The organism is uncultured Chitinophaga sp., from assembly GCF_902168175.1.
In the GTDB taxonomy this organism is placed as follows: Bacteria; Bacteroidota; Bacteroidia; order Chitinophagales; family Chitinophagaceae; genus Chitinophaga.
In genome coordinates this window covers 87,599-112,362 of record NZ_CABHOU010000095.1, presented here as the reverse complement: position 1 = coordinate 112,362, position 24,764 = coordinate 87,599, and the positions used below count along the sequence as shown (strand labels likewise).

The 24,764-nt window shown below is 46.5% G+C and carries 24 protein-coding genes; 13 read left to right on the top strand and 11 right to left on the bottom strand.

Annotation, left to right across the window (positions count from 1 at the left end; all coding sequences use genetic code 11):
- Positions 1-68: 68 nt before the first annotated feature.
- The 6 genes from rpiB to QZT80_RS21705 form a co-directional block, all read right to left on the bottom strand.
- Positions 69-527 carry a ribose 5-phosphate isomerase B gene (gene rpiB, locus QZT80_RS21730; protein ID WP_295127174.1) on the bottom strand — a complete coding sequence of 153 codons (459 nt, stop codon included), beginning with the start codon at positions 525-527 and terminating at the stop codon, positions 69-71.
- Between the two features lie 36 nt (positions 528-563).
- Positions 564-1,409 carry a twin-arginine translocase subunit TatC gene (gene tatC, locus QZT80_RS21725; RefSeq protein ID WP_295127172.1) on the bottom strand — a complete coding sequence of 282 codons (846 nt, stop codon included), beginning with the start codon at positions 1,407-1,409 and terminating at the stop codon, positions 564-566.
- Between the two features lie 719 nt (positions 1,410-2,128).
- Entirely contained in the window at positions 2,129-3,397 is a 1,269-nt protein-coding gene (locus tag QZT80_RS21720; RefSeq protein ID WP_295127169.1) for a hemolysin family protein, read from the bottom strand.
- A 90-nt stretch (positions 3,398-3,487) separates the two neighbouring features.
- Positions 3,488-4,057, bottom strand: coding sequence for a guanylate kinase (gene gmk, locus QZT80_RS21715; RefSeq protein WP_295127166.1), 570 nt, complete (start codon positions 4,055-4,057; stop codon positions 3,488-3,490).
- A 78-nt stretch (positions 4,058-4,135) separates the two neighbouring features.
- Complete coding sequence (gene murA / locus QZT80_RS21710; protein WP_295127163.1) at positions 4,136-5,446, bottom strand: UDP-N-acetylglucosamine 1-carboxyvinyltransferase; 1,311 nt, start codon at positions 5,444-5,446, stop codon at positions 4,136-4,138.
- Positions 5,443-6,177, bottom strand: a complete 735-nt coding sequence (locus QZT80_RS21705) for a DUF4290 domain-containing protein (protein ID WP_295127160.1) — start codon at positions 6,175-6,177, stop codon at positions 5,443-5,445. The genes murA and QZT80_RS21705 overlap by 4 nt, the downstream gene beginning before the upstream one ends.
- 239 nt (positions 6,178-6,416) lie before the next feature.
- On the opposite strand from QZT80_RS21705, the gene QZT80_RS21700 reads away from it, so the two are divergent.
- A complete protein-coding gene (locus QZT80_RS21700) occupies positions 6,417-7,202 on the top strand; it encodes an SDR family oxidoreductase (RefSeq protein ID WP_295127157.1) in 786 nt (261 codons plus the stop codon).
- A gap of 619 nt (positions 7,203-7,821) precedes the next feature.
- Here QZT80_RS21700 and QZT80_RS21695 read toward each other — a convergent pair.
- The 3 genes from QZT80_RS21695 to QZT80_RS21685 all read right to left on the bottom strand — a co-directional run bounded on the left by QZT80_RS21695 (position 7,822) and on the right by QZT80_RS21685 (position 11,312).
- Complete coding sequence (locus QZT80_RS21695) at positions 7,822-8,748, bottom strand: tryptophan 2,3-dioxygenase family protein (RefSeq protein ID WP_295127154.1); 927 nt, start codon at positions 8,746-8,748, stop codon at positions 7,822-7,824.
- 84 nt (positions 8,749-8,832) lie between these two features.
- A complete protein-coding gene (locus tag QZT80_RS21690; RefSeq protein WP_295127151.1) occupies positions 8,833-9,300 on the bottom strand; it encodes an Lrp/AsnC ligand binding domain-containing protein in 468 nt (155 codons plus the stop codon).
- A 425-nt stretch (positions 9,301-9,725) separates the two neighbouring features.
- Entirely contained in the window at positions 9,726-11,312 is a 1,587-nt protein-coding gene (locus QZT80_RS21685) for a hypothetical protein (RefSeq protein WP_295127148.1), read from the bottom strand.
- Positions 11,313-11,427: 115 nt separating this feature from the next.
- Here QZT80_RS21685 and trmB point away from each other — a divergent pair, with 115 nt between their 5' ends.
- The 8 genes from trmB to QZT80_RS21645 all read left to right on the top strand — a co-directional run bounded on the left by trmB (position 11,428) and on the right by QZT80_RS21645 (position 16,648).
- Positions 11,428-12,135 carry a tRNA (guanosine(46)-N7)-methyltransferase TrmB gene (trmB, locus tag QZT80_RS21680; protein WP_295127145.1) on the top strand — a complete coding sequence of 236 codons (708 nt, stop codon included), beginning with the start codon at positions 11,428-11,430 and terminating at the stop codon, positions 12,133-12,135.
- Positions 12,107-12,307 carry a DUF5522 domain-containing protein gene (locus QZT80_RS21675; protein WP_367112886.1) on the top strand — a complete coding sequence of 67 codons (201 nt, stop codon included), beginning with the start codon at positions 12,107-12,109 and terminating at the stop codon, positions 12,305-12,307. The genes trmB and QZT80_RS21675 overlap by 29 nt, the downstream gene beginning before the upstream one ends.
- A complete protein-coding gene (locus QZT80_RS21670; RefSeq protein ID WP_295127142.1) occupies positions 12,237-12,680 on the top strand; it encodes an MGMT family protein in 444 nt (147 codons plus the stop codon). Before QZT80_RS21675 ends, QZT80_RS21670 begins: the two co-directional genes overlap by 71 nt.
- A 3-nt stretch (positions 12,681-12,683) precedes the next feature.
- The gene (locus QZT80_RS21665) at positions 12,684-13,127 is read left to right on the top strand and encodes an IPExxxVDY family protein (RefSeq protein ID WP_295127139.1); all 444 of its coding nucleotides are present in this window, start codon (positions 12,684-12,686) and stop codon (positions 13,125-13,127) included.
- 121 nt (positions 13,128-13,248) lie between these two features.
- A complete protein-coding gene (locus QZT80_RS21660; protein WP_295127136.1) occupies positions 13,249-13,479 on the top strand; it encodes a 4a-hydroxytetrahydrobiopterin dehydratase in 231 nt (76 codons plus the stop codon).
- Positions 13,480-13,499: 20 nt separating this feature from the next.
- Positions 13,500-15,578, top strand: coding sequence for a histidine kinase (locus QZT80_RS21655; protein WP_295127134.1), 2,079 nt, complete (start codon positions 13,500-13,502; stop codon positions 15,576-15,578).
- Positions 15,579-15,581: 3 nt separating this feature from the next.
- A complete protein-coding gene (locus tag QZT80_RS21650) occupies positions 15,582-16,325 on the top strand; it encodes a response regulator (protein ID WP_295127131.1) in 744 nt (247 codons plus the stop codon).
- Positions 16,326-16,462: 137 nt separating this feature from the next.
- Positions 16,463-16,648, top strand: coding sequence for a hypothetical protein (locus QZT80_RS21645; protein WP_295127128.1), 186 nt, complete (start codon positions 16,463-16,465; stop codon positions 16,646-16,648).
- A gap of 133 nt (positions 16,649-16,781) precedes the next feature.
- Here QZT80_RS21645 and rho read toward each other — a convergent pair whose 3' ends face one another.
- Positions 16,782-18,494 (bottom strand): transcription termination factor Rho, encoded by a 1,713-nt coding sequence (rho, locus tag QZT80_RS21640; RefSeq protein ID WP_367112888.1) that lies wholly within the window; start codon positions 18,492-18,494, stop codon positions 16,782-16,784.
- A 314-nt stretch (positions 18,495-18,808) separates the two neighbouring features.
- Between rho and asnS the strand changes: the two genes are divergently transcribed.
- From asnS to QZT80_RS21625, 3 genes are all read left to right on the top strand, one after another.
- Positions 18,809-20,248 (top strand): asparagine--tRNA ligase, encoded by a 1,440-nt coding sequence (gene asnS, locus QZT80_RS21635; protein WP_295127122.1) that lies wholly within the window; start codon positions 18,809-18,811, stop codon positions 20,246-20,248.
- Between the two features lie 204 nt (positions 20,249-20,452).
- The gene (locus QZT80_RS21630; RefSeq protein WP_295127119.1) at positions 20,453-20,986 is read left to right on the top strand and encodes a biopolymer transporter ExbD; all 534 of its coding nucleotides are present in this window, start codon (positions 20,453-20,455) and stop codon (positions 20,984-20,986) included.
- A gap of 134 nt (positions 20,987-21,120) precedes the next feature.
- Positions 21,121-22,077 carry a 2-oxoglutarate and iron-dependent oxygenase domain-containing protein gene (locus tag QZT80_RS21625; RefSeq protein ID WP_295127117.1) on the top strand — a complete coding sequence of 319 codons (957 nt, stop codon included), beginning with the start codon at positions 21,121-21,123 and terminating at the stop codon, positions 22,075-22,077.
- Positions 22,078-22,079: 2 nt separating this feature from the next.
- Here the strand turns inward: QZT80_RS21625 and QZT80_RS21620 are convergent, their stop codons facing one another.
- On the bottom strand, positions 22,080-23,129 hold the full coding sequence (locus tag QZT80_RS21620) for an alpha/beta hydrolase (RefSeq protein WP_295127114.1): 1,050 nt from the start codon (positions 23,127-23,129) through the stop codon (positions 22,080-22,082).
- Between the two features lie 207 nt (positions 23,130-23,336).
- Here QZT80_RS21620 and chrA point away from each other — a divergent pair, with 207 nt between their 5' ends.
- On the top strand, positions 23,337-24,530 hold the full coding sequence (chrA, locus tag QZT80_RS21615; RefSeq protein WP_295127111.1) for a chromate efflux transporter: 1,194 nt from the start codon (positions 23,337-23,339) through the stop codon (positions 24,528-24,530).
- Positions 24,531-24,764: the final 234 nt, after the last annotated feature.

Below are 24,764 nucleotides of genomic sequence, written 5' to 3'. Positions count from 1 at the left end.
GGCAATAGTTGCCTATTGCCGGTAAATATCTTGTTCACTGCCGTATTAACGGCCCTAACCGCGGTACGTTAAGCGCAGGCGATCTTGTTCACCCTGTTGGCATGGCGGCCACCTTCGAATGGGGTAGCCATAAAGGTATCCACCATTTGTTGCGCCACCGAAGTGTCTACGAAGCGGGAGGGAATGCTGATAATATTGGCATTATTGTGGCCGCGCGCCAGGCGGGCCAGTTCTTCGCCCCAGCAAATAGCAGCACGTATACCCTGGTGTTTGTTGGCGGTAATCGCCACACCATTGCCGCTTCCGCAAACCAATATACCAAATGCGACTTCGCCCTTCTCCACTGCTTCACTCACCGGGTGAGCATAATCAGGGTAATCTACCGAGTCGGGAGAATTTGTTCCAAAATCTTTAATCTTTATGCCTTTCCCTTCCAGGTAAGAAATGATCTCCTCTTTATATTCATATCCCGCATGATCACTTCCGATAGCTACTGGTAACGACAGATCAAAAGTATTTTGTTCCATATAATGTTCAGTTAAATCTGTTAGTTGATAATGCTGTTACGACCACTCTTCTGCTTCTGCTTCCTCACGTTTGCGGTACACCCTGGCAGAAATGATAATACTGATCTCATACAACATGTACAAAGGTATGAATACAAGTAATTGGTCCAGCACATCGGGCGGCGTAATTACCGCAGCCAGTACCAGCAACACCACAATGGCGTGGCGGCGGTAGGTGCGCATAAAGGTGGGGCCCAGTACGCCGAGTTTTGCGAGGAAATATACCAGTACAGGCAACTCGAACAGTATACCCATACCAAATACTATCTGCGACAGCAAACCAAAGTAATCGTCGAACAGGAATTTGTTTTCTACTTTGTCAGTTACATTATAACCAGCCAGGAAGTTGATGGTGAAAGGCGCTATCAGGAAATAGCTGAAAGCCACACCCAGGAAGAATTGTGAGGATACCCAGAAAATAATGCCTTTGGATCCTTTAAGTTCTCTTTCTTTCAGGGCTGGCTTTACAAATTGCCAGAACTCCCAGAATATATAGGGCAGAGAACCAAGAACACCAACGATGAGGGCTACTTTGAATTGCAACATCACCATACCGGTCATTTTGGTGTTCAGGAAGTCGAACTTCACCGGCGACATACACAGCTTATCGCCCATGCCCAGCAAATTGCTAAGACTGCACAACCAGCGATAGGAAGGGAAGTTGGCATTAGTTGGGCCAAACACCACGTAGTCCAATATCTCTTTGGTATAAATAAAACCTACTATACTCAAGGCTATAATTGCGAAAGCGGATCTAACCAAATGCCAGCGAAGGGCCTCCAGGTGATCAAAAAACGACATTTCGGCCTTATCCTCATTATTGCTGAATAACTTCTTTAACATGTTTCTCCTGATAGTAAAGGACACAAATATAGATGATGGACACCAATATATTGCAACTAAGAAGATGTACGGAAAAAGAAAGGAAATAGTCGGAAACACCGAAAATTAGACAAGCGGACAGTTGTATTGCAAAACCGATTCAGGAAAAGACGGGGAAGGAAGAGTTAGGGCAAAAAAAAGAGCCAGCCCGAGAAGAATCAAGAGCCGGCCTTTCATCCATTGTTTGTTAACCCCAAAAAAGTTGAATTCGAGAATGTCTTTATTGCTTCTTAAATAATCACTTACACATTTAATTGGCAAGCTAAATTTCTGTAAGTCATTACTGTCAGAGAGCGTTCAAATTTCTAAAACAAAAATAGAAAGAAATCTTGTATTATCAATGTTACAACAAAGTTTTTTACAACCTTTTAACAAAAATCAAATCATAGTGTTAGAAAAAAATAGATGAATTAATAATCCGAAGGTTAAATTACTACTACTTTTTAGAAAACCTCTAATCTTTTGAGAATATGATAATTTGAATTAATTCTTAAAAAATAATATCCCTAACGTCTTGAACTACTGAGTCTAAAAGACGGTCGCGGATGGGTCCGTATTTCACTAAAAGATCTATAAAATCACCTGCAACATTATCGCACCTTCATTTTCACCTGCTGTGGGCTTATTTAGTACCATACCTTTCGGCGTAGTAAAAAAATGTGCCTTTCATACGCGTTTTATCAGTTCAGAATCTTCAATTTCACCATTTCGATACGTGTATCAGTGACATTAAGCACGTCAAATTCGTAGTCATCGATGATAATCCGCTCCTTTAACTTGGGGATTGTTTCATGATGAGTGATGATATAACCGCTTAAAGTTTCACTTTCATCCTCCGGAAAATCGAATCCGTACTTCTCATTCAGGTAATCGAGTTCGAGCCTGCCGGAGAAAATGTATTCTTTTTCAGCAATCTGTTTCTCTACAAACTCTTCTACGTCGTGTTCGTCTTTAATATCTCCGAATATCTCTTCCAGCACGTCTTCAATCGTCACAATACCGGCTGTACCGCCAAATTCGTCTACTACCCAGGCAATGCTTCTTCTTTCCTTGTTAAACTTACTCAGCAGGTCGATGGCGCTCATGGTTTCAGGCACCGCCAGTATCGGATGGATCACCGAACGGATATCTGACGGGTTCTTAAACATATCCAGCTGGTGAACATAACCAAGTATGCTGTCGATGTTTTGTTCGTAGATGATAATTTTAGACAATTTAGTTTCCATGAACTTCTTCCGTGCGTCGGAAATCGGACTCGTAATGTCCAGAGCTTCTATTTCCTTGCGGGGAATAAGGCAACCGCGGATTTTAACGTGTACCAGCGACAGCGCGTTTTCGAATAATTCGGTGTTAAGGTCCTGACCTTCGCCCATATGCTGGTGCGACTGGCGGATGTAATGTTCTACGTCTACGCGTGCGAAGGAACTCTTATTTTCAACAATACGTACATTAAACAGGTACTTCAGTATCCATTCTGAAATAGATACCAGCACGTTGCCGAGTATATAAAGTGGTTTGGTAAGCAGGGAAATAGGCAGGGCGAAAAAGCTCAGCAATGCCTCGGGGCGGGAACGGAATACGCTGCGCGGGATAAAAAAGCCAAAAAACAGGATGATGAGCGTAGCCACCACAATTTCTATGAACAACAGGATAGGCAATAACCGCGACGTATCCTGCTGCGGAATGAAATAATCCCACAAAGGATCCAGCAAACCGGCAAACAGCATGCTGTATATTACCGTGGAAATAGTAAGACCAATAAGGCTGGTGGCCAGTATTCTCGCGGGGTTTTCATTGAAGCCGGCCAGTATCTTACCTGTAGCACGTCCCTGTTTTCTCTTCAGTTCTATGCTCAGTTTATTCACGTTGGCAAAGGCTGTTTCCATACCGGCAAAGAAGCCGGCAAGTAAAATGAGGGCCGCTAATAAGATTATAGTATAAATATCCATCCTAACAAAGATAAAGGATTCTTGTTATTTGTACGCAGCCTTAAAACCTTGCCGCTATCCGGCCGGTTAGTCAAAAAATGTACCGTACGTTTAGCTTCGCAGAAATCCTTCCACGATATCCTTTACCTCGTTGTAAGCCGCGTCCAGGTGTTCGTTCACCACAATCCAGTCGAACTCGTGCGAAAAGGACAGTTCGTAGCGGGCTTTACCCAACCGCTCTTCCAGGGATGCCTGGGTTTCTGAACCGCGGCCACCCAGTCTTTCACGAAGCGCATCTATGGAAGGGGGCTGTATAAATATCGTAAGGGCATGACCGTGGTACTTTTCTTTAATGGAAAGCGCCCCTTTTACGTCTATATCCACCATTGGCACCTTTCCGGCAGACCAGATACGTTCCAGTTCGCTCCTGAGGGTACCGTAGTATTTGCCGGCATACACCATTTCGTACTCGGCAAATGCGTTTGCTTCTATTTTTTGCTGAAAGTCATCCGGGGTAAGAAAGTAGTAGTCCCGGCCATGCACTTCCCCTGCGCGGGCTTCGCGGGTAGCGGCGGATACGGAAAAAGCCAGGTCAGGCATTTCGCTCAGTAACTTCTTTACGATGGTGGTTTTTCCTGCGCCGGAGGGGGCGGTAATGATAATGATCTTTCCTGCTGTCATCGTGCAAAAATAACGCAGAAAATAAAAAAGGAGAAAAGGTTGTTGGCCTCTTCTCCTTTTTCTATCAGAATATTTTTATTAGATACGTTTGATATCGGCGCCCAGTGCAGTAAGACGGGTATCGATATATTGATACCCACGGTCAATCTGGTCAATATTGTAGATGGTACTCTTACCTTCGGCGCTTAGTGCAGCGATCAGCAGGGAAACACCGGCACGTATATCGGGTGACGACATTGTTATACCGCGCAGTTTATGCTGACGGCCCAAACCGATAACAGCGGCGCGGTGCGGATCGCAGAGAATGATCTGCGCGCCCATGTCTATCAGTTTATCCACGAAAAACAGGCGGCTTTCGAACATCTTCTGGTGGATCATCACCGAACCTTTCGCCTGCGTGGCTACTACCAGCACAATGCTCAGCAGGTCGGGCGTAAAGCCGGGCCATGGGTGGTCAGAAATAGTGAGAATAGAACCGTCGATGAATGTTTGGATTTCGTACATGTCCTGCTGCGGGATATAAATATCGTCGCCACGGAACTCCATTTGTATGCCCAGTGATCTGAACTTTTCGGGAATGATACCCAGGTTCTCGATACCCGCATTTTTAATGGTGATCTCACTCTGCGTCATGGCAGCGAGACCAATGAAGGAGCCGATCTCGATCATATCGGGCAGCATGCTGTGCGTGGTGCCTTTAAGGCTGGTAACGCCTTCGATAATAAGCATGTTGGAACCAACGCCACTGATCTTGGCACCCATGCGGTTCAGCATTTTGCTCAACTGCTGGAGATAAGGTTCACAGGCTGCGTTATATATGGTAGTAGCACCGCTGGCCATTACCGCTGCCATCAGAATGTTGGCGGTACCGGTTACAGAAGGTTCATCCAGCAACATAAACGTGCCTTTCAAACCATCTGTTTCCAGGCGGAAGTAGTTATCATCATTATCGTACACGAACTTTACACCCAGTTTTTCAAAGCCGATGATGTGTGTATCGAGCCTGCGGCGACCGATTTTGTCGCCACCGGGTTTAGGAATATAAGCTTTTCCGAAACGGGCCAGCAGTGGACCGGCTATCATAACAGAACCGCGCAGGCGACCTGATTTCTTTTTGAACTCGGCGCTCTGGAGGTAAGGAATATCGATGTTATCGGCCTGGAATTCGCATGTATCGCGACTGGTGCGGTTAATCTTTACACCCATATCGCCCAGTAATTCGATCAGCAGATTTACGTCTACAATGTCGGGGATGTTGCTGATAGTAACTTTCTCGGGGGTAAGCAGAACTGCGCTTATAATTTGTAATGCTTCGTTCTTAGCGCCCTGCGGAATAATTTCTCCTTTCAAACGGTTGCCACCGCGTACTTCAAAAGCGTTGCTACTCACTTGTTCCTATTTTTGTATTTGTTGTTGTTGTGTTTGTTGCCTTGCTTGTTGTTATTGCTATTGCCGCCGTTGTTATTGTTCTTGAACTTGTTCTGCTGGTAGTTTTTACGCTTACCGGAGTTACCGCTGGCTTGTGCCGTTTGCTGACGGAACGCTGCCTGCTGTTCAGATGCGCTGGCGCTGAAGTTATCGACAGGCGTTTTGCCGCCACCACCAGGGTGATATTCCAACTGACCTTTACTGATCGTATTCAGTTCGGTGCGGATGGCATCGTCGTGTACACTTTCTTTATGCCAGTTGGTATACGCCAGTTTCATGTAGTTGCCTACGCACTGGGTAAACCCTTCTTTCTTTTCCGGATTTTCTTCTTTAATAGCCTTGTCCATAATCATCTCCAGGTTTTTACCAAAGTGACGGTTACGGGGATATTTTTTCGGATAAGCCAGGCGCTCCGGCTTTCTTTTCAGCGTTTCGCGGGTGGGAATGGGATAGGGCGATTCTACATTCAGTTTAAAATCTGATATGAGGAACAGGTGATCCCATAATTTATGACGGAAATCTTCTACGTTGCGTAAATGCGGGTTAAGTGTGCCCATCAGCTCTATCAACGCCATAGCATTAGCCTGGCGATGTTCATCGTTCTCTATCGTCAACAGGTATTGCACCATTTTCTGGATGTTCCGGCCATACTCCTTCATGATCATATGGCTTCTGGTGGTATTATATTCCATCACGCACTTTTAAGTAATCGAAAATATGTGTTTTGCTTAATAACCGGCATCCTAAACGCGAGGGAACACAGGAGGTTTTCTTTGTGCCTTGGTAGCGGATTGCCGTAAGTGTAAGTTTAAATTGCGGTAAACCTATATATTTTGCAAACGTAGTGAAAAATACCGATAAAAACCGAAATTCCAAATTCGTGCTGCATTTAACGGTTGGCGGAAAGGCCGCAGGGTGTTAATTTTAACAAATGGAACTATCATTAAAAGGAAAAACGGCCGTGATCTGTGGCGGCTCACAAGGGCTGGGACTGGCCTCCGCACGCGAACTGGCCCTGTTGGGCGCTAACTGCATATTGGTTAGCCGTAACGAAACCTCCCTGTTAAATGCCCTGCAAACGCTGGATACTACCCAGGAACAGCAACACAGTTACGCAACAGCCGATTTCACCGACCCGGATAGCGTAAAGGCTGCTATTACAGGTATTACGGCCCAAAAAGCGGTGAATATCCTTGTAAACAATACCGGTGGCCCTGCTGCCGGCCCTATTACCGAAGCCGAGCCCGAGGCCTTCGTCAAAGCCTTTTCCATGCACGTGGTTTGTAACCAGGTACTGGTGCAGACGGTGTTGCCGGGTATGAAAAGCAGTGGCTACGGTCGTATCATCCAGGTAATTTCTACTTCTGTTAAAACGCCCTTAAAAGGCCTGGGCGTGTCCAACACTACCCGTGCCGCTGTAGCTGGCTGGGCCAAAACCCTGGCGACCGAACTGGCGCCCTTCGGCATTACAGTAAACAATGTATTACCCGGCTCCATGACCACCGACCGCCTCTTTTCGCTGTTCGAAACCAATGCGCAGAAGCGTGGGGTTGACAAATCGGTAGTCGAAGCTGAATGGAAAGCGGAGATCCCAATGCAGCGGTTTGGCGATCCGGCTGAGTTTGGCGCAGCGGTGGCATTCCTCGCTTCGCCTGCAGCAGCTTATATTACCGGCATAAGTTTGCCCGTGGATGGAGGGAAGATCCCGGCGCTTTGAGTTGAAAGGTCCATCTGGACGCCGCCACTGCCAGCTAGACATATCCACTGCCATCCAGGCATCGCCAGATGAACAATGGATGTTGACAGATGAACAATAGGTACCGCCAGATGAACAATAGGCCTTGACAGCTGCCATCTAGACATGGTAAGATGAACAAAAGACGTTGACAGATGAACAATAGGCATCGCCAGATGAACAATAGATACCGCCAGCTGCCATCTAGACATGGCAAGATGAACAAAAGACATTGACAGATGAGCAATACGCATCGCCAGATGAACAATAGATACCGCCAGCTGACATCTAGACATGGCAAGATGAGCAAAAGACGTTGACAGATGAACAATAGGCATCGCCAGATGAGCAAAAGACGTTGACAGACGAGCTTTAGCTATTGCAAGACGAACTTTATGCATCGTTAGAGGAGCTTTAGACGCCGGCAGCGCTACTTTTTAATACAAGATGGCTTTCGGGCTTTGACAGCGTGTTTCAAAATCTGCCCATGAGCCATCTACAGATGAGCAGTAATCACGCTGTTTGACACAAAATAACAACGGCAGCCTCTTGCGAAGCTGCCGTTGTCAATCAGGTTATTTTAACGGTTGGTAATGTTGGTTTAGATATCAATTACTTTGCCCCAGTTGGCTATTTCCTCTTCGCTCCAAACGCGGGGGAAGAACAGGATGCGCTTGTTTTTGGGAGGCAGGTATTGCTGCCAGTTTGTACCACCGGTGGCGGCTATATCTTCCGGCTTTTTGTGCAGGTAACGTACAGCAGACTTGTAGTGCATAAGCGGCCAGCGAACGTTGATGTTCAGGTCGTAATCCTTTACCAGCGGGGCCAGACGCTCCCGGGCATCGGCAGGCAGGGAGTAATAACGATCGGCCACCGTGCGGCCTTCGTACTCGGCAGCGAGTTTCAGGAACTGGTCCATGTACTTGCCTTCGAACTGGCGCAGGGTGAGTGTTTTTTTACCGGTAGCCAGCTCTGTTGCGCCGCCACGCCAGTAAATTTTGTCCAACACCCCTTTAAGATCGTTTGCTACCAGGCCTTCGCGATGAGGTTCGTATACCAGGTGCGTAAGTGGAGCGGATGTAATTTCGATCATCCTGAACTGGCCGCTCTGGAAACCGCTGGCAGGCAGCAGCGCCATACGGAACTGCAGGAACTGGTCCTTATCCATCCCATCCACCATGATCTCGAACGACCGGATGAGGTTGCGGAAATAGTTGTTTACACGCCTGATCTGGGTTTCAAACGTTTTCTCATCTACCGTGTCGGGCAGGCACACTTGTGCGATCGCCTGGAGACTGAGCTTAAAATACAGCTCGGTGATCTGGTGGTAGATAATGAAAATGTTCTCGTCCGGTATTGGCGTACGCGGATGCTGCAGGTTAAGCAGCACATCCAGACTGATGTAGTCCCAGTAAGTAAGATAATCTGCATATAGCAGGCCGTCCAGGTAGGAGGACAGGTCCTGGCCCATGGCGGCATACTTCTCTTCCAGCCGCTTGATTTTCTCGGCAATTTCTGTTGTAACCATGCGGCAAGAATAAGAAATTACCCTGACATTTACCAGTGGGCAGGGCCACCGGTAAAATCAGTTCATAACGGGATCATGACAGGGTTATTCTACTACGTTGATCGTACGGGTGAAGCTTTCTTCCAGGGAAATAAAAGTTTCGGTGCGTTCAATGCCTTTGATCTTCTGCAATTCGTCGTGCAATACGTGGCGCAAACCGGAAATGTCTTTACAGATAATTTCCGCGAACATGCTCCAGTCGCCGGTGGTGTAGTTCAACCTTACTATTTCAGGGATTTTTCGCAGTTCTTTAGCCACGGAATCGTACATGGAGCTCTTTTCGAGGTATATGCCGATAAACGCAATTACATCATAGCCGATCATTTTCAGATCTACATGTAATTTTGTACCTTTAACAATACCCAGCTCTTGCAGTTTCTTCATCCTAACATGGATGGTGCCCCCGGAAACAAACAGTTTCTTACCCAGGTCGGCATAAGATATCTCCGCATTGAACATCATCTCACTGATGATCTGTAAGTCCAGTTTGTCAATATTCAAATTGTGGCTCATTTTGACAAAGTGTTTTTGAATGTTTTAAAACTATATGCAAATATTTAAAAAAATTCGAAATTTCAAAAATTTTTATTAAAAAATTTGCAAAAAACTCCACCTCCCTTTAGATTTGCATCATATTACTACGGTAAACGGCTTTGCAAAAGGCAAAATATACAGCCCGTAAACTTTGTGGGATGATGAAACTGGCAGACATGCCCTCTTGTCTCGGGGGTGAGGATCACGGAATAAACACAGCGTAATGGGTTGACCACTAATCTTATTTGTGCTGCGGCTAACCGCCTCGTGGAGGTTCGAATCCTTCTCCTACAGCAAAAAAAGCGCTCAGAAACGAAAGTTTTTGAGCGCTTTTTTATTGCCCCAAAACACCCGGGCCCGCAAACTTCCGTCGCGAGCCCGGGGAGAGATTGCTAAAAATAGCTTTATTCGGTCAATTTACCGCCATATTTCAGTTCATATATCTTTCCAATACCATCCTCACCCGGATTCATTAATACGAGATATTGCCTGTATTTCTGCACGAAAACAGCCGTTTTCTCATACGTTTCGGGATCGCGGAATTTCACCGCCTCATCGCGGTTGATCATATCGTCGGCTATATATACACGGTGACCAGCTGCAATGGTCTTTTCCGCCTCCTGCATACATTTATCAAACACCTGCTCCGGCGAACAGATACTGGCCGGCGTGCTGTATACGATGTACGCCAGCATGCTGCCGGAACCAAGTGACAGTACCAGGTCGCCCGGCTGTGTATTCTTTTGCAACCACGCAGCCCTGTTTACGATGTAGTCACTTTTTTCGGAACGGATGAGCAGGTAACCGCCCACCAGGTTGTGGAAAGCCAGCAGGCCAACGGCCAACCATGGCAGGAACGTCAGTTTTTTCTCGAACAGCGGGGCCACCAGCCATGAATTGAATAACAATACAATAGGTACCAGTAGCATGGTCCACGGTTCGGGAGAATTAGGATCGAGGTAAAGTAATACCATACCGTATATCACAATCCAAAGCACCAATAACCAGTTTTCGCTGCGGAAACCTCTTTTCGTAAAGTGCCTGAGCCCTTTGATAATGAGCCAGAGCAACACGATGCCCGTTATCACAAGGGTAATGCAGGCCACATAGTTCCAGAAACCGTTCGTGTTGGCGGCAAACACCTCCTCCACGATCATATTAGCCGGAAAGTGTCCGCGGATGAACGTTTCAACAGTATCAATGCCGTAAAGGAACCCGGTTGACAATATATTACTCACCAGTACAAAACCAGTAACGAAGATAGAGCCGTACGACTGCGAGGCGCCGTCCATCAGGAAGGCGGTGTAAGTTTGCTGGGGCGACAGGGCGTTGTATACAATATAATATCCGCCGATAACTACCGCTACGCCTACAATTCCATATACGAAAGCGGCTATCCAGTATCTCCGCAGGAAAAAAGCAAACGGGAAACAGAAGAACAGCGGGATAGCATTCGGTTTATACACCAGCACCCCCAATCCCCCGATTAAACCCGCCACAAGCGCGAGCAATAAGGGGTTCATTTCCCTTTTTGACAAGATTAAATAAAGCACGCCTATGCAAAACAGGTTGGAGATGGCGTAAACCTCCGCCTCCACCGAATAACGCCAGTAACCGTAAGCAAATAACAGCAGCGCACATCCGCAAAGGCTGGCACTGCGACCGAGCTTCAGTACGCGTTCCTGAAAACGGAAGGCAAGGATGAGCGTGAGCGCACTGCAGGCGGCGCTCACGGCGCACATCAGCCAATAAGCATCTATCCGGCCGCCAAACAGCTGGTAAAGCGCTTTTGCCAAAGGCAGGAAAAACAGGTATCGTGGCTGAAACAGGTAGGCGTAACCGGAGTTACGGACCAGGTAAGCGTAATGGTAACCATCGTCGGCCTCGCTGCGGTTGCCCGGAAAACTGAGGATAAAAAATAAAGTAAGCGCCACAAAAGCAATGCTGGCATAGATAAGGGACGATCGTTCGGGGTTTGTTTTTGCAGTCATAATTAGCGTTTATCACATGATTTGCGCCCTAAAAGTAAGTTCTATTTTTAAAAAAGGAAACGAAAGAGCAGAGGTACGTAACAGCAACGCAGGCTTTTACTTACTTTTGCAGGGCATGGGACAAAAAAAATTACAACGTTTTGCAGATATAGAAACCTTCCCGAATGTATTGATATACCCGGAAGGCATGCAAGGAAAATGGCAGGAACATTTTGGTAATAACCAACCGGTTACGCTGGAACTGGCCTGCGGTAAAGGCGACTACGCATTGGGACTTGGCCGCATGTTTGCGGAAAGAAACTTTATAGGGGTAGACCTTAAAGGCAACCGCATCTGGAGAGGCGCTAAAACAGCGCTGGACGAAAAGCTGGCGAATGTGGCGTTTTTGCGTACGCAGATCGATCACCTGGAAGATTATTTTTCGCCGGGCGAAGTAGCCGAAATATGGATCACTTTCCCCGACCCATTTTTACGTGCGTCTAAGGCTAAAAAGAGACTTACGCACCCTAAGTTCCTCGCACTTTACCAGAAAGTGCTGGTGCCAGGGGCTACCATCAATTTAAAAACAGATTCGGCAGAACTCTATAAATTTACGCAGAACGTAATAGAAGCCGTAGGCTGCGGGCTGATAGAAGACATTGGAGATGTGTACGCAAACCCGCAAAATATTACGCCGGTGCTTAAAATACAAACCTTCTATGAAGGCATGCACCTGGCCGATCGCCGTACGATCCGTTACCTGAAATTTACCCTGCCTTCGCAACCAATCGACTGGCGAGCTATAAAATTGCCCGATGAAAACACCGTTGATCGAGAAGATTGATTTCTACTATAACGAGCAAGGATTAATGGTGCTCACGGCAAAGTTCCACCTCGACCGGGGAAGATGTTGCGGAAATGGCTGCAAACACTGTCCGTACGATTATGAAAACGTACCCGAAAACAAAAAAGCCCAGCTCCTCACCGAGCGGGAGCAAAACCAAAACGAAAGATGAGAAGGAAAACCCTTCTTTTTTTGATACGGTGTATAAACTGGTAAGAAAGATACCAAGGGGCCGCGCCACCACGTATGGCGCCATTGCAGAATGTGCCGGCATACGCCTGTCGGCCCGCATGGTAGGCTGGGCCATGAATGGCGCGGGCAATATGAAACCGCCTGTTCCCGCACACCGCGTGGTAAACCGGAACGGCATGTTAAGCGGCAAACATCATTTTGAAACACCTACACTAATGCAGGAGTTACTCGAAAGCGAAGGAATTACGGTTAAAGACGATACGATACAGGATTTTTCAAAAGTTTTCTGGGACCCGGCAGGCAACAAAAAGAAACCGGCGACATCAGCAGTTAAGAAAATCAAAAAAGCATAAGCAATGTCCGTACTCAAACTCAAACTCGACCAGGACCAACTGGTAGAAGATTTTTTTGATGAAACATTTCTCGTAGGCATTGCTTCCGCTGCCCGCGATTACCAGCTATGCTGGCAATTGAACAGGCAGTTACACTACGACTTCAGGGTGAATAATTCGCTGGAAATAAAGCTCACGAAAGGGGCACGCTCCTTCTATTTCCCGATATTCGACTTTATGGAGCCCACCAAAACCATCGAACATTACCTGTATAATAATCACTGTAAAGGAGAATTCCTGTTGCCGGAACTCAAACACATCCATTACATATGGCTAATTAAGGGAAATTACTATCAGCAGGACGATATAAAAAAATTAATTGAACATTTGCGCTATGTAGAGATGGTACAATTAGTATCTTTATTAGATATTAGAGATATTAAGAATAAGATGAATTTAATTTTTTGATTAATACTTTTGCCGTCAGCATGAATGTTCGGCTTTTTAGTATAACCATAAGGACACAAAACAGGTGAACGCCGACCCCGAAATTTATCTATCTGGTATCTAATCCTAAATCATTTTTGTTATGTGGCAGGAAAAAGATCAGCAGCTTTACCGCTCTTTTCAGTTTAAAGATTTTAAAGAAGCATTCGCCTTTATGACTAAAGTGGCGCTTTTAGCCGAAAAGATGGATCACCATCCGTATTGGACCAATGTTTATAATAAGGTAGAAATATTCCTTTCCACGCACGACGCGGGTAATACCGTTACCGATAAAGACCACCGCCTGGCGAAAGCCATAGATGGCCTGTTGTAATCAATAAATATTCCACATCAGTGACGAGATTATTATTTTCCCTTCTCTTGTTCTGTTGTACAGTTCAGGCATATGCAGGCTCAACTTTAGAAGAAAAGTTCATTACTGTCTTTGACACACCGTTGCAGGGGGTAGACCTGCGCAACAAGATAGGTGTGCTCGAACGCAAAGGAGGCGGCCCCTACACTATACACGAAGTAGCCCAACTTCCCTTTAAAGAAGACACCAACGTTTTCCATGGCAACAAACGCAACAACAACGGAGTAAAAGATATTTGGCTTAAACTTACGGTACATAATAACGGCAGCCGGGATAGCAGCGCCTTGCTTTTCACCGGCTGGCACGACTATATGTATTGGTACGAGCCGAACAACCGCGGCGAATACAGCCTGCGGAATGAAACAGGCCTGATGCTGGACAAAGCCGGCATCGAACGCTGGGACCACTTTGCTTTCCCGATACTCGTAGAAGCCGGGCAAACCAAAACCTATTACCTGCACATCATTAACCATTACTACCGCGAAAACCCAATGCAGCCGGTGTTGTACGATGCGCTGGAGTACGCCAATTTCCGCCACGAAACATCTAACTATTATAAACAGGAAGCGCTGATCATCCAGATCATTATCGGGATGCTGCTGGTGTTCCTGAGCATCACGATCATTAACTATACGCAATTGCCCGACCGCTCATCGCTGTACTTCGCGGGGTATATACTTGGCCTTATCTTTTACTTCGGCCTGCGGCTCGATGCAAAACCATACCAGCTTTCGTTTTCGCACCACTGGCCAAAACTTAAGTATTACTGGGACATACCTGCGTTGTTCTTTTGCTTTTATGTGATGTATTTCCTGTTCGGCAACATGTTCCTGAGCCTGCGCGAACGTTACCCCCTAATGGAAAAAATATTCCGCTGGGCTGCCTGGTGCGCTTCGGTATTAATGTTGTTATCGGTGTATTGCATTTACAGGGGCTGGTACGATTTGCCGGGGAAAATTTATACGTACTTCTATTACATTACGCTTATTCCGCTGGGTATTGGACTGGTGGCGCTGGCACAGCGATCGAAACACCATCCGCTGATCCGCTTTTTCCTGTTCGGGTCCATTTCCATTTATATACTTTCTCTCTGCGCGTTCCTGTTTAACCGGGAAGATGTTGGACTTACCGCTATTCCGGAACTGGTTACGCCGGCAGGAATGCTGGTAGCGGGTGTGCTGTTACAGGCGTTATTTTTTGCGGCGGGGCTTAGCTATCGTAACAAGCTCGTACACCAGGAAAAAACTAAAACACAGGAACTCCTCATCAAACAGTTGAATAAAAATAAAGAGCTGCAACGTAAACTCAACGAGCAGTTAGAAGAACTGGTGAAGGAGCAAACCACGGAAATACTTCGCAAAAAACAGGAGTTGGAAGAACAGCGTAAGATCCAGCTGGAAATAGAGTATGGCAAAAAGTTGTCGGAAATTGAGTTAAAAGCAATACGCGCACAAATCAATCCGCACTTCATTTTCAACTGTCTTAATTCCATACAGTTGTTCGTCATGCAGCGCGATTATGAGTACGCGCAAAAATACCTGTCCGATTTCTCGTACCTGATCCGTAAAACACTCGACTTCTCACGTCGTAACTTCATCTCTCTTTCTGATGAAATTACTTACCTTAATACTTACCTGGGCCTGGAAAAGATGCGTTTTGAAGCTAAAATGGAATACGAGATCATTATAGATCCATCCATCCCCACGGGTGAACTGGAAGTGCCTGCGATGTTGCTGCAGCCATATGTCGAAAATGCGGTGAAACACGGCATGAACAACGAAGCGCATACCACCGGCAAACTCACCATCCGCTTTAACCAGGACGCAGATGAGGTACTGGAATGTGTGATAGAAGACAATGGCATAGGTATTGAGCGATCTAAAGCGTTACGCCAACTGCCGGCACATCATCAATCCTCTGGCATGGAAATAAGCCTCAACCGCGCGGAGTTGCTGAACAAAATGTACAACACCGAAATCCAGATTGAAATCATCGATAAAACGGAAAAACAACACTCAGAAACCGGCACCATCGTTCGCATTCTGTTACCTCAATTATAATTTATGATCCGGGCCGTAATTATAGACGATGAAAGAAACAGCAGGGATATTATTACGCTCATGCTGGAAAAGTATTGTCCGCAGGTGCAACCTGTGGCCACTGCCGCTAATTGCCGCGATGGTATTGCCCAAATCAAAGAACATCGCCCGCAATTGGTTTTTCTCGACCTGGAAATGCCTGACGGTACGGGTTTCGACGTATTAACCGGTGCATACGACGAATCGTTCGAGGCCATATTTGTGACGGCATTCGAGAAACGTTTTCTGCATACCATCCGTTTCTCAGAGGTAGAACTCATTCTGAAACCGATCGACAAGGAGAGTTTAACGAATGCAGTAAACATAGTATCACAGCGGCTTAGCTCCAACGCATCCAAACAACGTTACAACATACTGCTCGAAAATTTCGCACTGGAAGAGCACCGCGACAAAAATATCATCATCCCCACAGCCGAAGGTGAGCTGCCGGTAGTGGCTATCAGGAACATTGATTACCTGGAGGGCGCAGGCGACAAAGTGATTTTTCATTTGCAGGATAACAACGCCATCACATCCGTTCGCGGGTTCCGCTTTTACGCGGAGTTGTTCAACTCCATGAAATTTTACCAGGTAAACAACCAGCAAATGGTGCAACTTTCACACATCCGGAAGGTAGAGCCGGACACGAACCATGTGTTGCTCGAAAGCGGGGCACGAATGGAAAGCACCGAACGCAGGATCAAGGAATTAATGACGATCTGGAAATAGGTGTTGGCACCAACAGTTATTTATTATTGAGCCGCCGTTGCGTCGCACACTGCAACAGCAGTAATCCTACCCCACAAATGTCCCATTTTACTTTGGCAAAGAATTTGGATATACCCCATAACAAAACAATCAACAACATGAAAAACCATTTTTCTGCCCGCCTGCTTTTACTGGCTGCAGGCATTGCCATAGCCACTTCCTGCGTAGCGCCCAGAACGCCGCCCAGGCCACCCAAACCACCACGCCCACCAAAGCCACCACGGCCCGCAGCCATGTTGCAGCCTGTAACTGTACAGGCACAATACGTGTACATGGCGGGTTAAAATCAAACACACATCATCCACATATATATAAGTAGCAGCCTGTTACCGGGTTGCTGCTTTTTTCATGCCATCACACAACAAAAAACCCGTTCCATATTGCTACGGAACGGGTTGTGCATTTATAGTGTAATTACTATCTGTTCATGGAAATCAGGAACTCTTCGTTGCTACGTGTACCACGCATATGTTGCAACATAAAATTCATGGATTCTTCTGTATTCATATCCGCCAGGTGATTGCGCAGGATGTAAACGCGGGAGAGCATTTCTTTATCCAGCAACAGGTCGTCGCGACGGGTAGAAGACGCGGTAACGTCGATAGCAGGGAATACACGTCTGTTGGCCAAACGGCGGTCCAACTGCAATTCCATATTACCGGTACCTTTAAATTCCTCGAAAATCACCTCGTCCATTTTAGAACCGGTATCGATAAGTGCGGTAGCGAGAATGGTGAGTGAACCTCCATTTTCTATTTTACGGGCAGCACCGAAAAACTGTTTAGGCTTCTGCATAGCGTTTGCTTCCACACCACCGGAAAGTACCTTACCGGAAGCAGGAGCAACCGTGTTATGCGCACGGGCCAGACGGGTGATCGAGTCGAGCAGGATAACTACATCGTGACCACACTCTACCAGGCGTTTCGCTTTTTGCAGTGCAATAGCCGATACTTTTACGTGTTTCTCGGCAGGTTCATCGAAAGTAGAAGCAATTACTTCCGCTTTAACACTACGCTCCATATCGGTCACCTCTTCCGGGCGCTCATCGATGAGTACTACCATCAGGTAAATGTCGGGGTGATTGGTGGCGATAGCGTTCGCTACTTCTTTCAACAACATGGTTTTACCCACTTTCGGTTGCGCCACGATCAAACCACGCTGCCCTTTACCGATAGGTGTAAACATATCAATGATACGGGTAGAATAGTTGTTCGGTGTAGTAGTAAGGGTCAGCTTTTCGAAAGGGAACAGTGGGGTAAGATAATCGAAAGGTACACGGTCGCGTACTTCTTCCGGCGTTTTACCGTTAATGGTTTCCACTTTCAGCAAAGCGAAATATTTCTCCCCTTCTTTCGGCGGACGAACGGAGCCACGTACAGTGTCACCCGTTTTAAGGCCGAACAGTTTTATCTGCGAGGGGGAAACATAAATATCATCCGGAGAACTAAGGTAGTTGTAATCAGAAGAGCGAAGGAAGCCGTAGCCATCAGGCATCATTTCCAGCACACCTTCACTTACGATAATACCATCAAATTCTATATTAAAAGCTGGTTCTTTTTTATTGTTGAAACGCTGCTGATTTTTCTGTGAAACCGGCGGTGCCACAGGCTCTTCCACGGTTACAAAGTCATTATCAAAATCCTCTTCCTCATCATCAGCCAGCACTACTTCTTCCTCTTCTTCATCCGGCAGCTCGTCCGACAAAGCTGGTAATACGATATCGTCGTCGTCGTCAAAAGTTAAAGAAGGAATATCGAGATCTAGTTCTATTGTGCGCTTTTTGGGAGGTTCCGGGTTTGCAGGTTTTACTGGAGTAGCTTTTTTAGGCTCAGGGGCAGGAGCGGCTGCGGGCTTTCTTCCTCTTTTCGGTTTATCGTCTGAAGCAGAATCATCGTTTGTTGCCGGGGTTTCTTCTTTTTTTGAGGATGTTGTTGCCACTTTACGTTTTCTGCCTTTCTTCTCTTCGCCGTTCTCCGCCTGATCTTCAGATGCCATTACCGCCTGTTTATCTAGGATTTTATAGATCAGTGCCTGCTTGTCGAGTTTTTTGGAATTTGGAATTTCGAGCTTCTCGGCAATGTCAAGCAGTTCAGGAACGAGCATGTCGTTCAATTGTAAGATGTCGTACATCATCGTGAGTTGTTCAAATTTTTGAAGTGTCTAAAGGCGGGTACCACTGCATACCAACATACACACACCAATTAATAAATAATTGTTTTGAGTCAAGTAAAACTTGTTTGAAATCATTAAACTTGAAGGAAGTTTGAGTTTAGGACTGCTGATGAAGATGGCAAAATGGAAACTTGATCAGACAGATTATAACGCAAGATTAAAACAACTTTTACTATTATCCAAAAAAAAAGTGCTTTTTAGGGGGTCAAAGCAGCCGGGAAATGGGATTTAGGCCTATTTTTGCAATCCTTAAATCTTAAAAAGAGATATTTATGAGCCAAAGAGTGAAAGTCAAACAGATACTGTTAGACGACAAAACGAACTACGAAGTTACAGTAAAGGGTTGGGTGCGCAGTTTCCGCAACAATCAATTCATAGCTTTGAATGATGGCTCTACCAATAATAATCTCCAGGTGGTAATAGCCCAGGACAGCCTGGATGCCGCGCTGGTAAAGCGTATTACAAGTGGTGCCTCCATCAGTGTTACCGGCGAGATCATTCCATCTTTAGGTAAAGGTCAAAAGGTTGAACTAAAAGCACAATCACTGGAAGTACTCGGTGACTGTGATCCTGAAAAATACCCGCTGCAGTTAAAGAACAGGCCCAGCCTTGAGTACCTGCGCGAAATAGCGCACCTGCGTTTCCGCACTAATACATTTGGTGCTATTTTCCGCGTACGCCACACGCTCGCATTTGCCGTACATAAATTCTTTAACGACCGTGGCTTCGTGTACCTGCACACACCGATCATTACCGCATCGGATGCTGAAGGCGCCGGCGAAATGTTCCGCGTAACCACGCTGGACATGAAAAAGCCGCCTTTAGACGAATCAGGAAACATCGATTATAAACAGGACTTTTTCGCACGCAGCACCAACCTTACCGTATCGGGCCAGCTGGAAGGAGAATTAGGCGCTATGGCCTTTGGTGATATATACACCTTTGGCCCAACTTTCCGTGCCGAAAACTCTAACACCGCACGTCACCTGGCAGAGTTCTGGATGATTGAACCAGAGATGGCTTTCTATGAACTGAAAGACAACATGGACCTCGCCGAAGCCTTCATCAAATATGTGATAGGTTATGCACTCGAACACAACCGCGAAGACCTTGAGTTCCTTGCCCAGCGCCTGGAAGAAGAGGAAAAACAAAAACCACAGGCCGAAAGAAGCGAGCTTAAACTGATCGATAAACTGGAGTTTGTACTGAATAACGAATTCGAACGCCTCACTTATACAGAAGCTATCGACATTCTCAAAAACAGCAAACCCAACAAGAATAAGAAATTCAACTACCTCATTGAAGAATGGGGTGCCGACCTGCAGAGCGAGCATGAGCGTTACCTGGTAGAAAAACACTTTAAGAAACCCGTAATTCTTACTGATTATCCAGCCGCTATCAAATCGTTTTACATGAAACAAAACGACGACGGCAAAACCGTTCGCGCGATGGACATCCTGTTCCCGGGCATTGGTGAGATAGTAGGAGGTTCGCAAAGGGAAGAGAACTACGATAAACTGGTAGCGCGCATGCAGGAACTGCACCTCCCTACTGAAGAAATGTACTGGTACCTGGACACCCGCCGCTTTGGTACTGCACCGCATGCAGGCTTCGGTTTGGGTTTTGAAAGACTGGTGCTGTTCGTAACCGGCATGACTAACATCCGCGACGTAATTGCGTTTCCAAGAACACCGGGAAGCGCCGATTTCTAAACATCACTTTATTATCAGCATAAAAACGCCGTGTACTTATTTCAGTGCGTGGCGTTTTTGTTTTATGGAAAATAAAAACACCTGCATCCTAATAACACTTAGAGCAATTTAAAATGTGTGTTTAACACCTTCGGCGGCGGGTTTCGCACCCGGCGCCGGGGCCAACACATCAACACTTTTATTCATCCCTTAATACTTTTTCCCATGGCAGAGATGAACAGCAACAACAGTAACGACAGGCATGGAAAACCACGTACCAAAAAGAATTCTACCCGCGTAGATATGACACCCATGGTAGATCTTGGCTTTTTGCTGATCACGTTCTTTATGCTTACCACCACACTGGCACAACCCAAAACCATGAACTTATTAATGCCGGCAGAAGGTCAGAGTATGCCTGTTCCCGAAAGCAAAGCATTAACTGTATTACTCACCGCAAACGACCGCGTGGCCTGGTATGAGGGCGACGGCTCCGATGTGGAAGCCGGTAAAAATTTACAATTCACCAGCTTCGCCAACAAAAATGGTATTGGCGACGTGATAAGAGAAAAACAGCAACGGGTAGCCGCGCACTACGGAGGCAAAAACGAACTAACCGTATTAATTAAAGCGGACGACAAAGCCCGCTACAACAACATTGTTGATGTGATGGATGAGATGCTGATTAACCGCGTAGAACGCTACGCTATTGTGGACATTACGTCCACCGACCTTGGTTTTCTTAACCCTATGCCATAACACTACACAACTAAAAAATAAGCCGGGAGGCGGGGGCAGCTTACGTTGCGCCCGCCTCCCGCATTTAAAGGCGGTAGCTGCATTTTTGTGCGGCGCATTTATCGTATATTTATTTCTGCAAAACAATTTGAACCATGGCAAACGTTAATTCCATTCCTTCCGTAGACCTCGCAGATTTCATTTCCGGCGATGCTGCTAAAAAAGCAGCCTTTGTACAGCAACTTGGTAAAGCGTACGAAGAGGTAGGTTTTGTAGCCGTTAAAAACCACGGCATACCCGACGAACTGATCGCTGATCTGTATAAATATGTGCAGGACTTTTTCAAATTGCCCTTTGATGTAAAACACAATTACGAAATACCTGAACTGGCCGGCCAGCGCGGTTATACATCCTTTGGTAAAGAACACGCCAAAGGATTTGATGCGCCTGATCTGAAAGAATTTTTCCAGTTCGGCCAAACCGTTGCAGATAATAGTCCCTTAAAAAATGAATACCCTGATAATGTGCAGGTAAAAGAAGTAGCACCATTCACACCTACGCTGCACAAGGCCTACCAGGGTTTTGAACGGGCGGGCAAATACCTGTTGCAGGCTATCGCGCTGTACCTTGGCCTCGATGAACATTATTTTGATAGTAAGATAGATGAGGGCAATTCCATTCTTCGCGCCATTCACTATCCGCCCATTACCCAGGAGCCTAAATCGGCTATCCGTGCGGAACAGCATGAGGACATTAACCTGATCACTTTACTGGTAGGCGCATCGGCCGACGGTTTGCAGATACTGGACAAACAGGACAACTGGGTGGCCGTAACATCGTTGCCCGAACAGATTGTTGTGAATGTAGGCGACATGCTGCAAAGGCTCACCAACAACCGTCTTAAATCAACTACACACCGCGTGGTCAATCCACCAAAAGAAAAATGGGGCACTTCCCGTTTCTCCATCCCCTTCTTCCTCCACCCACAATCCACCATGGACCTTAGCTGCCTTGGAAGCTGCGTAACGGCAGATAATCCGCTGCAATACGAACCTATCACCGCAGGTGAATACCTTGATGAAAGGTTAAGAGAAATTGGATTGAAGAAATAGGATTATAATCTGGTCGCACTTAGTTCTTTCTCCTTCCGCACCACTAACAGGCTGGCCGCGGTGGTGGAAGATATGCCTTCGCCTGTAAGTAACTTCGAGAAGTACTTCACCAACTCGGGGGGAATACGGTAATCGTTATACGGGAAGTTCATGAAGTAAGTGTGTTTAAATCCTACTGCATTGTGAAAGTTAACGTATGTGGCGTTGGGAGCTTTGCGACCGCTGATCTTTTCGCCGAGTTGCTTTTTCATCGTAAGCAGGTGGGCGCCTTTCAGTTGAATATCTTTACGGTTATGATGAATGTATATGCTACGCGCAAACTTCATTTGCTCCACCCATTCCGCATGGTCCTTTTGCGGCACACAGGCAGCATTTAATACCAGGTTATCTACAAAAGGGTAATCGTTTAAGGGCTGCAGATTTTGTGTGAGCATCATCTCACGCATCATAATATTGCCCATACTGTGACTAAAGGTGGTAAAGCGCACACCGCTTATCCAGGGCTCATCCGCCCTGCGGGCCTGCTGTATCTGTAATAAAAGGTTGTAATACTGCCCTGCAGACAACCTGGCATTTTCCCTGGCGAAATTAAAGTTCTTTGAAGGTTTGTAAGTCGTATTGGTACTGGCGTAATCGAACATCACCACGTTCACGTTGTACTGCGTATTCATCAGTTGCGCCCTCAGCACATTAGCCGTAAAAATTTTGCCCATGCCTTCGGCATACAGTACAATATCCCGTTTAGCCGGTAATCGCAACATCGCTTCCGCCAGCGTAGGTTCCTGGTAAACTTTCCATTTACCTCCCTGGCGTTCCAGGAAAAAGTATTTGAGCGAGGTAGTATCTACAAACTGATCCACAAACCTGAGACTGTCCGGCATCAGGTGCCGGTTGCTTACAAACACCAGGCAGGTATCCGTAGCAACGGCAGGCGGTTCGTTACCCACCTCGAAATGAAACTGCGACCATGCTGCAACACTGTTAAAATCAGTCGTTTGCGCCGAAGCAACGGACGAAATCAGCATCATCAACGCCAAAAGGAACTTCCCCATATGTCAGTCAATATTTACCTAAAACGTCTAAACGAAATATTCTGTTCTGTAAAAGAACATCCCCAACGGGGGAGTATATCAACTTTTATGCCCGCCATTTGGTCGCACAAACCGGGTATTTGGCAGCTAAATGCTTCCCCGGCAGCATATTAAGTTTGAATAATTCAGTATTTATCTTGAAATTCGACCACCTGAAACATGCGATAAGTGTTTTTACGTCATATCTCATTCCTGAAATCAGTATTTTTTCACAGCATCACTGCTTATGGAGGCCCCCAGGGCCATCTGGCTATGATGTTAAAGACGTTTGTGCAGGAGCGTAAAGACGTAACGGAGAAGGAGCTAATGGAGTACAATGCGTTTTGCCAGCTGCTGCCGGGTGCCTCCTCTTCCCAAACACTAACCCTGATCGCCTACAAACGGGGCGGCCTGTTACTTGCCATTACTACCCTGCTTATCTGGATTGCGCCGGCGTGTATACTTATGGGCTCCCTCAGTTTCCTGCTGCAGTTTTTCGATAAAAGTGCGCTGGAGGTAGATATCTTTAAATACGTGCAGCCCATGGCCGTTGGTTTTCTGGCCTATGGCGGTATAAAGGCCTACACGATCAGTATCCGTAACGGGGCGGCCGTATTTATTATGTTACTGGCGCTGGCCGTCACCTTCTTCCTTAAATCCCCATGGACCTTTCCCGCACTCATTATCGTGGGGGGCTTTATATCAAACTTCACCAATAAGAGTATTCCCGATGCCATAGAAAAGCCAAGGAAGATCAAGTGGGCCAACCTCTGGTTGTTCGCCGCGTTGTTCATACTGGCGGGCACCCTGTCCGAACTGGCCAGGATAAACGATTGGGACATCAAGCGCCCCTTTAACATGTTCGAACATTTTTACCGCTTTGGCACCCTGGTGTTTGGTGGTGGCGACATCCTCATTGCGATGATGCTCGAACAGTATGTAACCCGCGCCAAAACACAGTTTATGACTGCGGAGGAGCTGCTTACCGGGGCCGGCATTATGCGCGCCATTCCCGGACCCACGTTTTCGGTATCGGCCTATGTGGGCGGTATGGTTATGCGGAACATGGGACCTGGCTTCCAGTTGCTGGGTTGTATACTGGCACCGGTGGCCATCTTTTTACCAAGTTTGTTGCTGGTATTGTTCTTTTTCCCCGTATGGAACAACCTGAAGAAGTACGCGGTGATTTACCGTGCGTTGGAAGGTATTAATGCGGTGGTAGTGGGTATTATGTGGGCGGCTACTTTTATTTTGCTCTTCTCTATCTCTATAACCTGGTACAATGTGCTTATTATCCTGCTCACACTGGGTTTCCTTTATCTTACCAGGGTACCGTCCCCGTTAATCGTAGTGGCGTGCCTGCTGCTGGGCTGGTTATTTTAGAACAGTTGTAGGTATAACACAGCGTTTTAACGAAAATGAAATTATGCCAACAGTGTTTACGGCACCACCACTACGAACGATTGAACGGGAAAAAACCGAAACCTTTCGCTCCGGCTAAGGGCCGCAATATATCAAATTATTCCAGCTAATTGCTGATATGAAATTGTTACTACGGCTTATTTTAATGGCAAACGCCGGGATTTTACGTCCCGGCGCTGCTTTATGATGTTTGAT

Bases quoted from the DNA above. Each gene is read 5' to 3' on its own strand.
- rpiB (WP_295127174.1), bottom strand. From the start codon at position 527: ATGGAACAAAATACTTTTGATCTGTCGTTACCAGTAGCTATCGGAAGT.
- tatC (WP_295127172.1), bottom strand. From the start codon at position 1,409: ATGTTAAAGAAGTTATTCAGCAATAATGAGGATAAGGCCGAAATGTCG.
- QZT80_RS21720 (WP_295127169.1), bottom strand. From the start codon at position 3,397: ATGGATATTTATACTATAATCTTATTAGCGGCCCTCATTTTACTTGCC.
- gmk (WP_295127166.1), bottom strand. From the start codon at position 4,057: ATGACAGCAGGAAAGATCATTATCATTACCGCCCCCTCCGGCGCAGGA.
- QZT80_RS21705 (WP_295127160.1), bottom strand. From the start codon at position 6,177: ATGGAATATAATACCACCAGAAGCCATATGATCATGAAGGAGTATGGC.
- QZT80_RS21700 (WP_295127157.1), top strand. From the start codon at position 6,417: ATGGAACTATCATTAAAAGGAAAAACGGCCGTGATCTGTGGCGGCTCA.
- QZT80_RS21695 (WP_295127154.1), bottom strand. From the start codon at position 8,748: ATGGTTACAACAGAAATTGCCGAGAAAATCAAGCGGCTGGAAGAGAAG.
- QZT80_RS21690 (WP_295127151.1), bottom strand. From the start codon at position 9,300: ATGAGCCACAATTTGAATATTGACAAACTGGACTTACAGATCATCAGT.
- QZT80_RS21685 (WP_295127148.1), bottom strand. From the start codon at position 11,312: ATGACTGCAAAAACAAACCCCGAACGATCGTCCCTTATCTATGCCAGC.
- trmB (WP_295127145.1), top strand. From the start codon at position 11,428: ATGGGACAAAAAAAATTACAACGTTTTGCAGATATAGAAACCTTCCCG.
- QZT80_RS21675 (WP_367112886.1), top strand. From the start codon at position 12,107: ATGAAAACACCGTTGATCGAGAAGATTGATTTCTACTATAACGAGCAA.
- QZT80_RS21670 (WP_295127142.1), top strand. From the start codon at position 12,237: ATGAAAACGTACCCGAAAACAAAAAAGCCCAGCTCCTCACCGAGCGGG.
- QZT80_RS21665 (WP_295127139.1), top strand. From the start codon at position 12,684: ATGTCCGTACTCAAACTCAAACTCGACCAGGACCAACTGGTAGAAGAT.
- QZT80_RS21660 (WP_295127136.1), top strand. From the start codon at position 13,249: ATGTGGCAGGAAAAAGATCAGCAGCTTTACCGCTCTTTTCAGTTTAAA.
- QZT80_RS21650 (WP_295127131.1), top strand. From the start codon at position 15,582: ATGATCCGGGCCGTAATTATAGACGATGAAAGAAACAGCAGGGATATT.
- QZT80_RS21645 (WP_295127128.1), top strand. From the start codon at position 16,463: ATGAAAAACCATTTTTCTGCCCGCCTGCTTTTACTGGCTGCAGGCATT.
- rho (WP_367112888.1), bottom strand. From the start codon at position 18,494: ATGTACGACATCTTACAATTGAACGACATGCTCGTTCCTGAACTGCTT.
- asnS (WP_295127122.1), top strand. From the start codon at position 18,809: ATGAGCCAAAGAGTGAAAGTCAAACAGATACTGTTAGACGACAAAACG.
- QZT80_RS21630 (WP_295127119.1), top strand. From the start codon at position 20,453: ATGGCAGAGATGAACAGCAACAACAGTAACGACAGGCATGGAAAACCA.
- QZT80_RS21625 (WP_295127117.1), top strand. From the start codon at position 21,121: ATGGCAAACGTTAATTCCATTCCTTCCGTAGACCTCGCAGATTTCATT.
- QZT80_RS21620 (WP_295127114.1), bottom strand. From the start codon at position 23,129: ATGGGGAAGTTCCTTTTGGCGTTGATGATGCTGATTTCGTCCGTTGCT.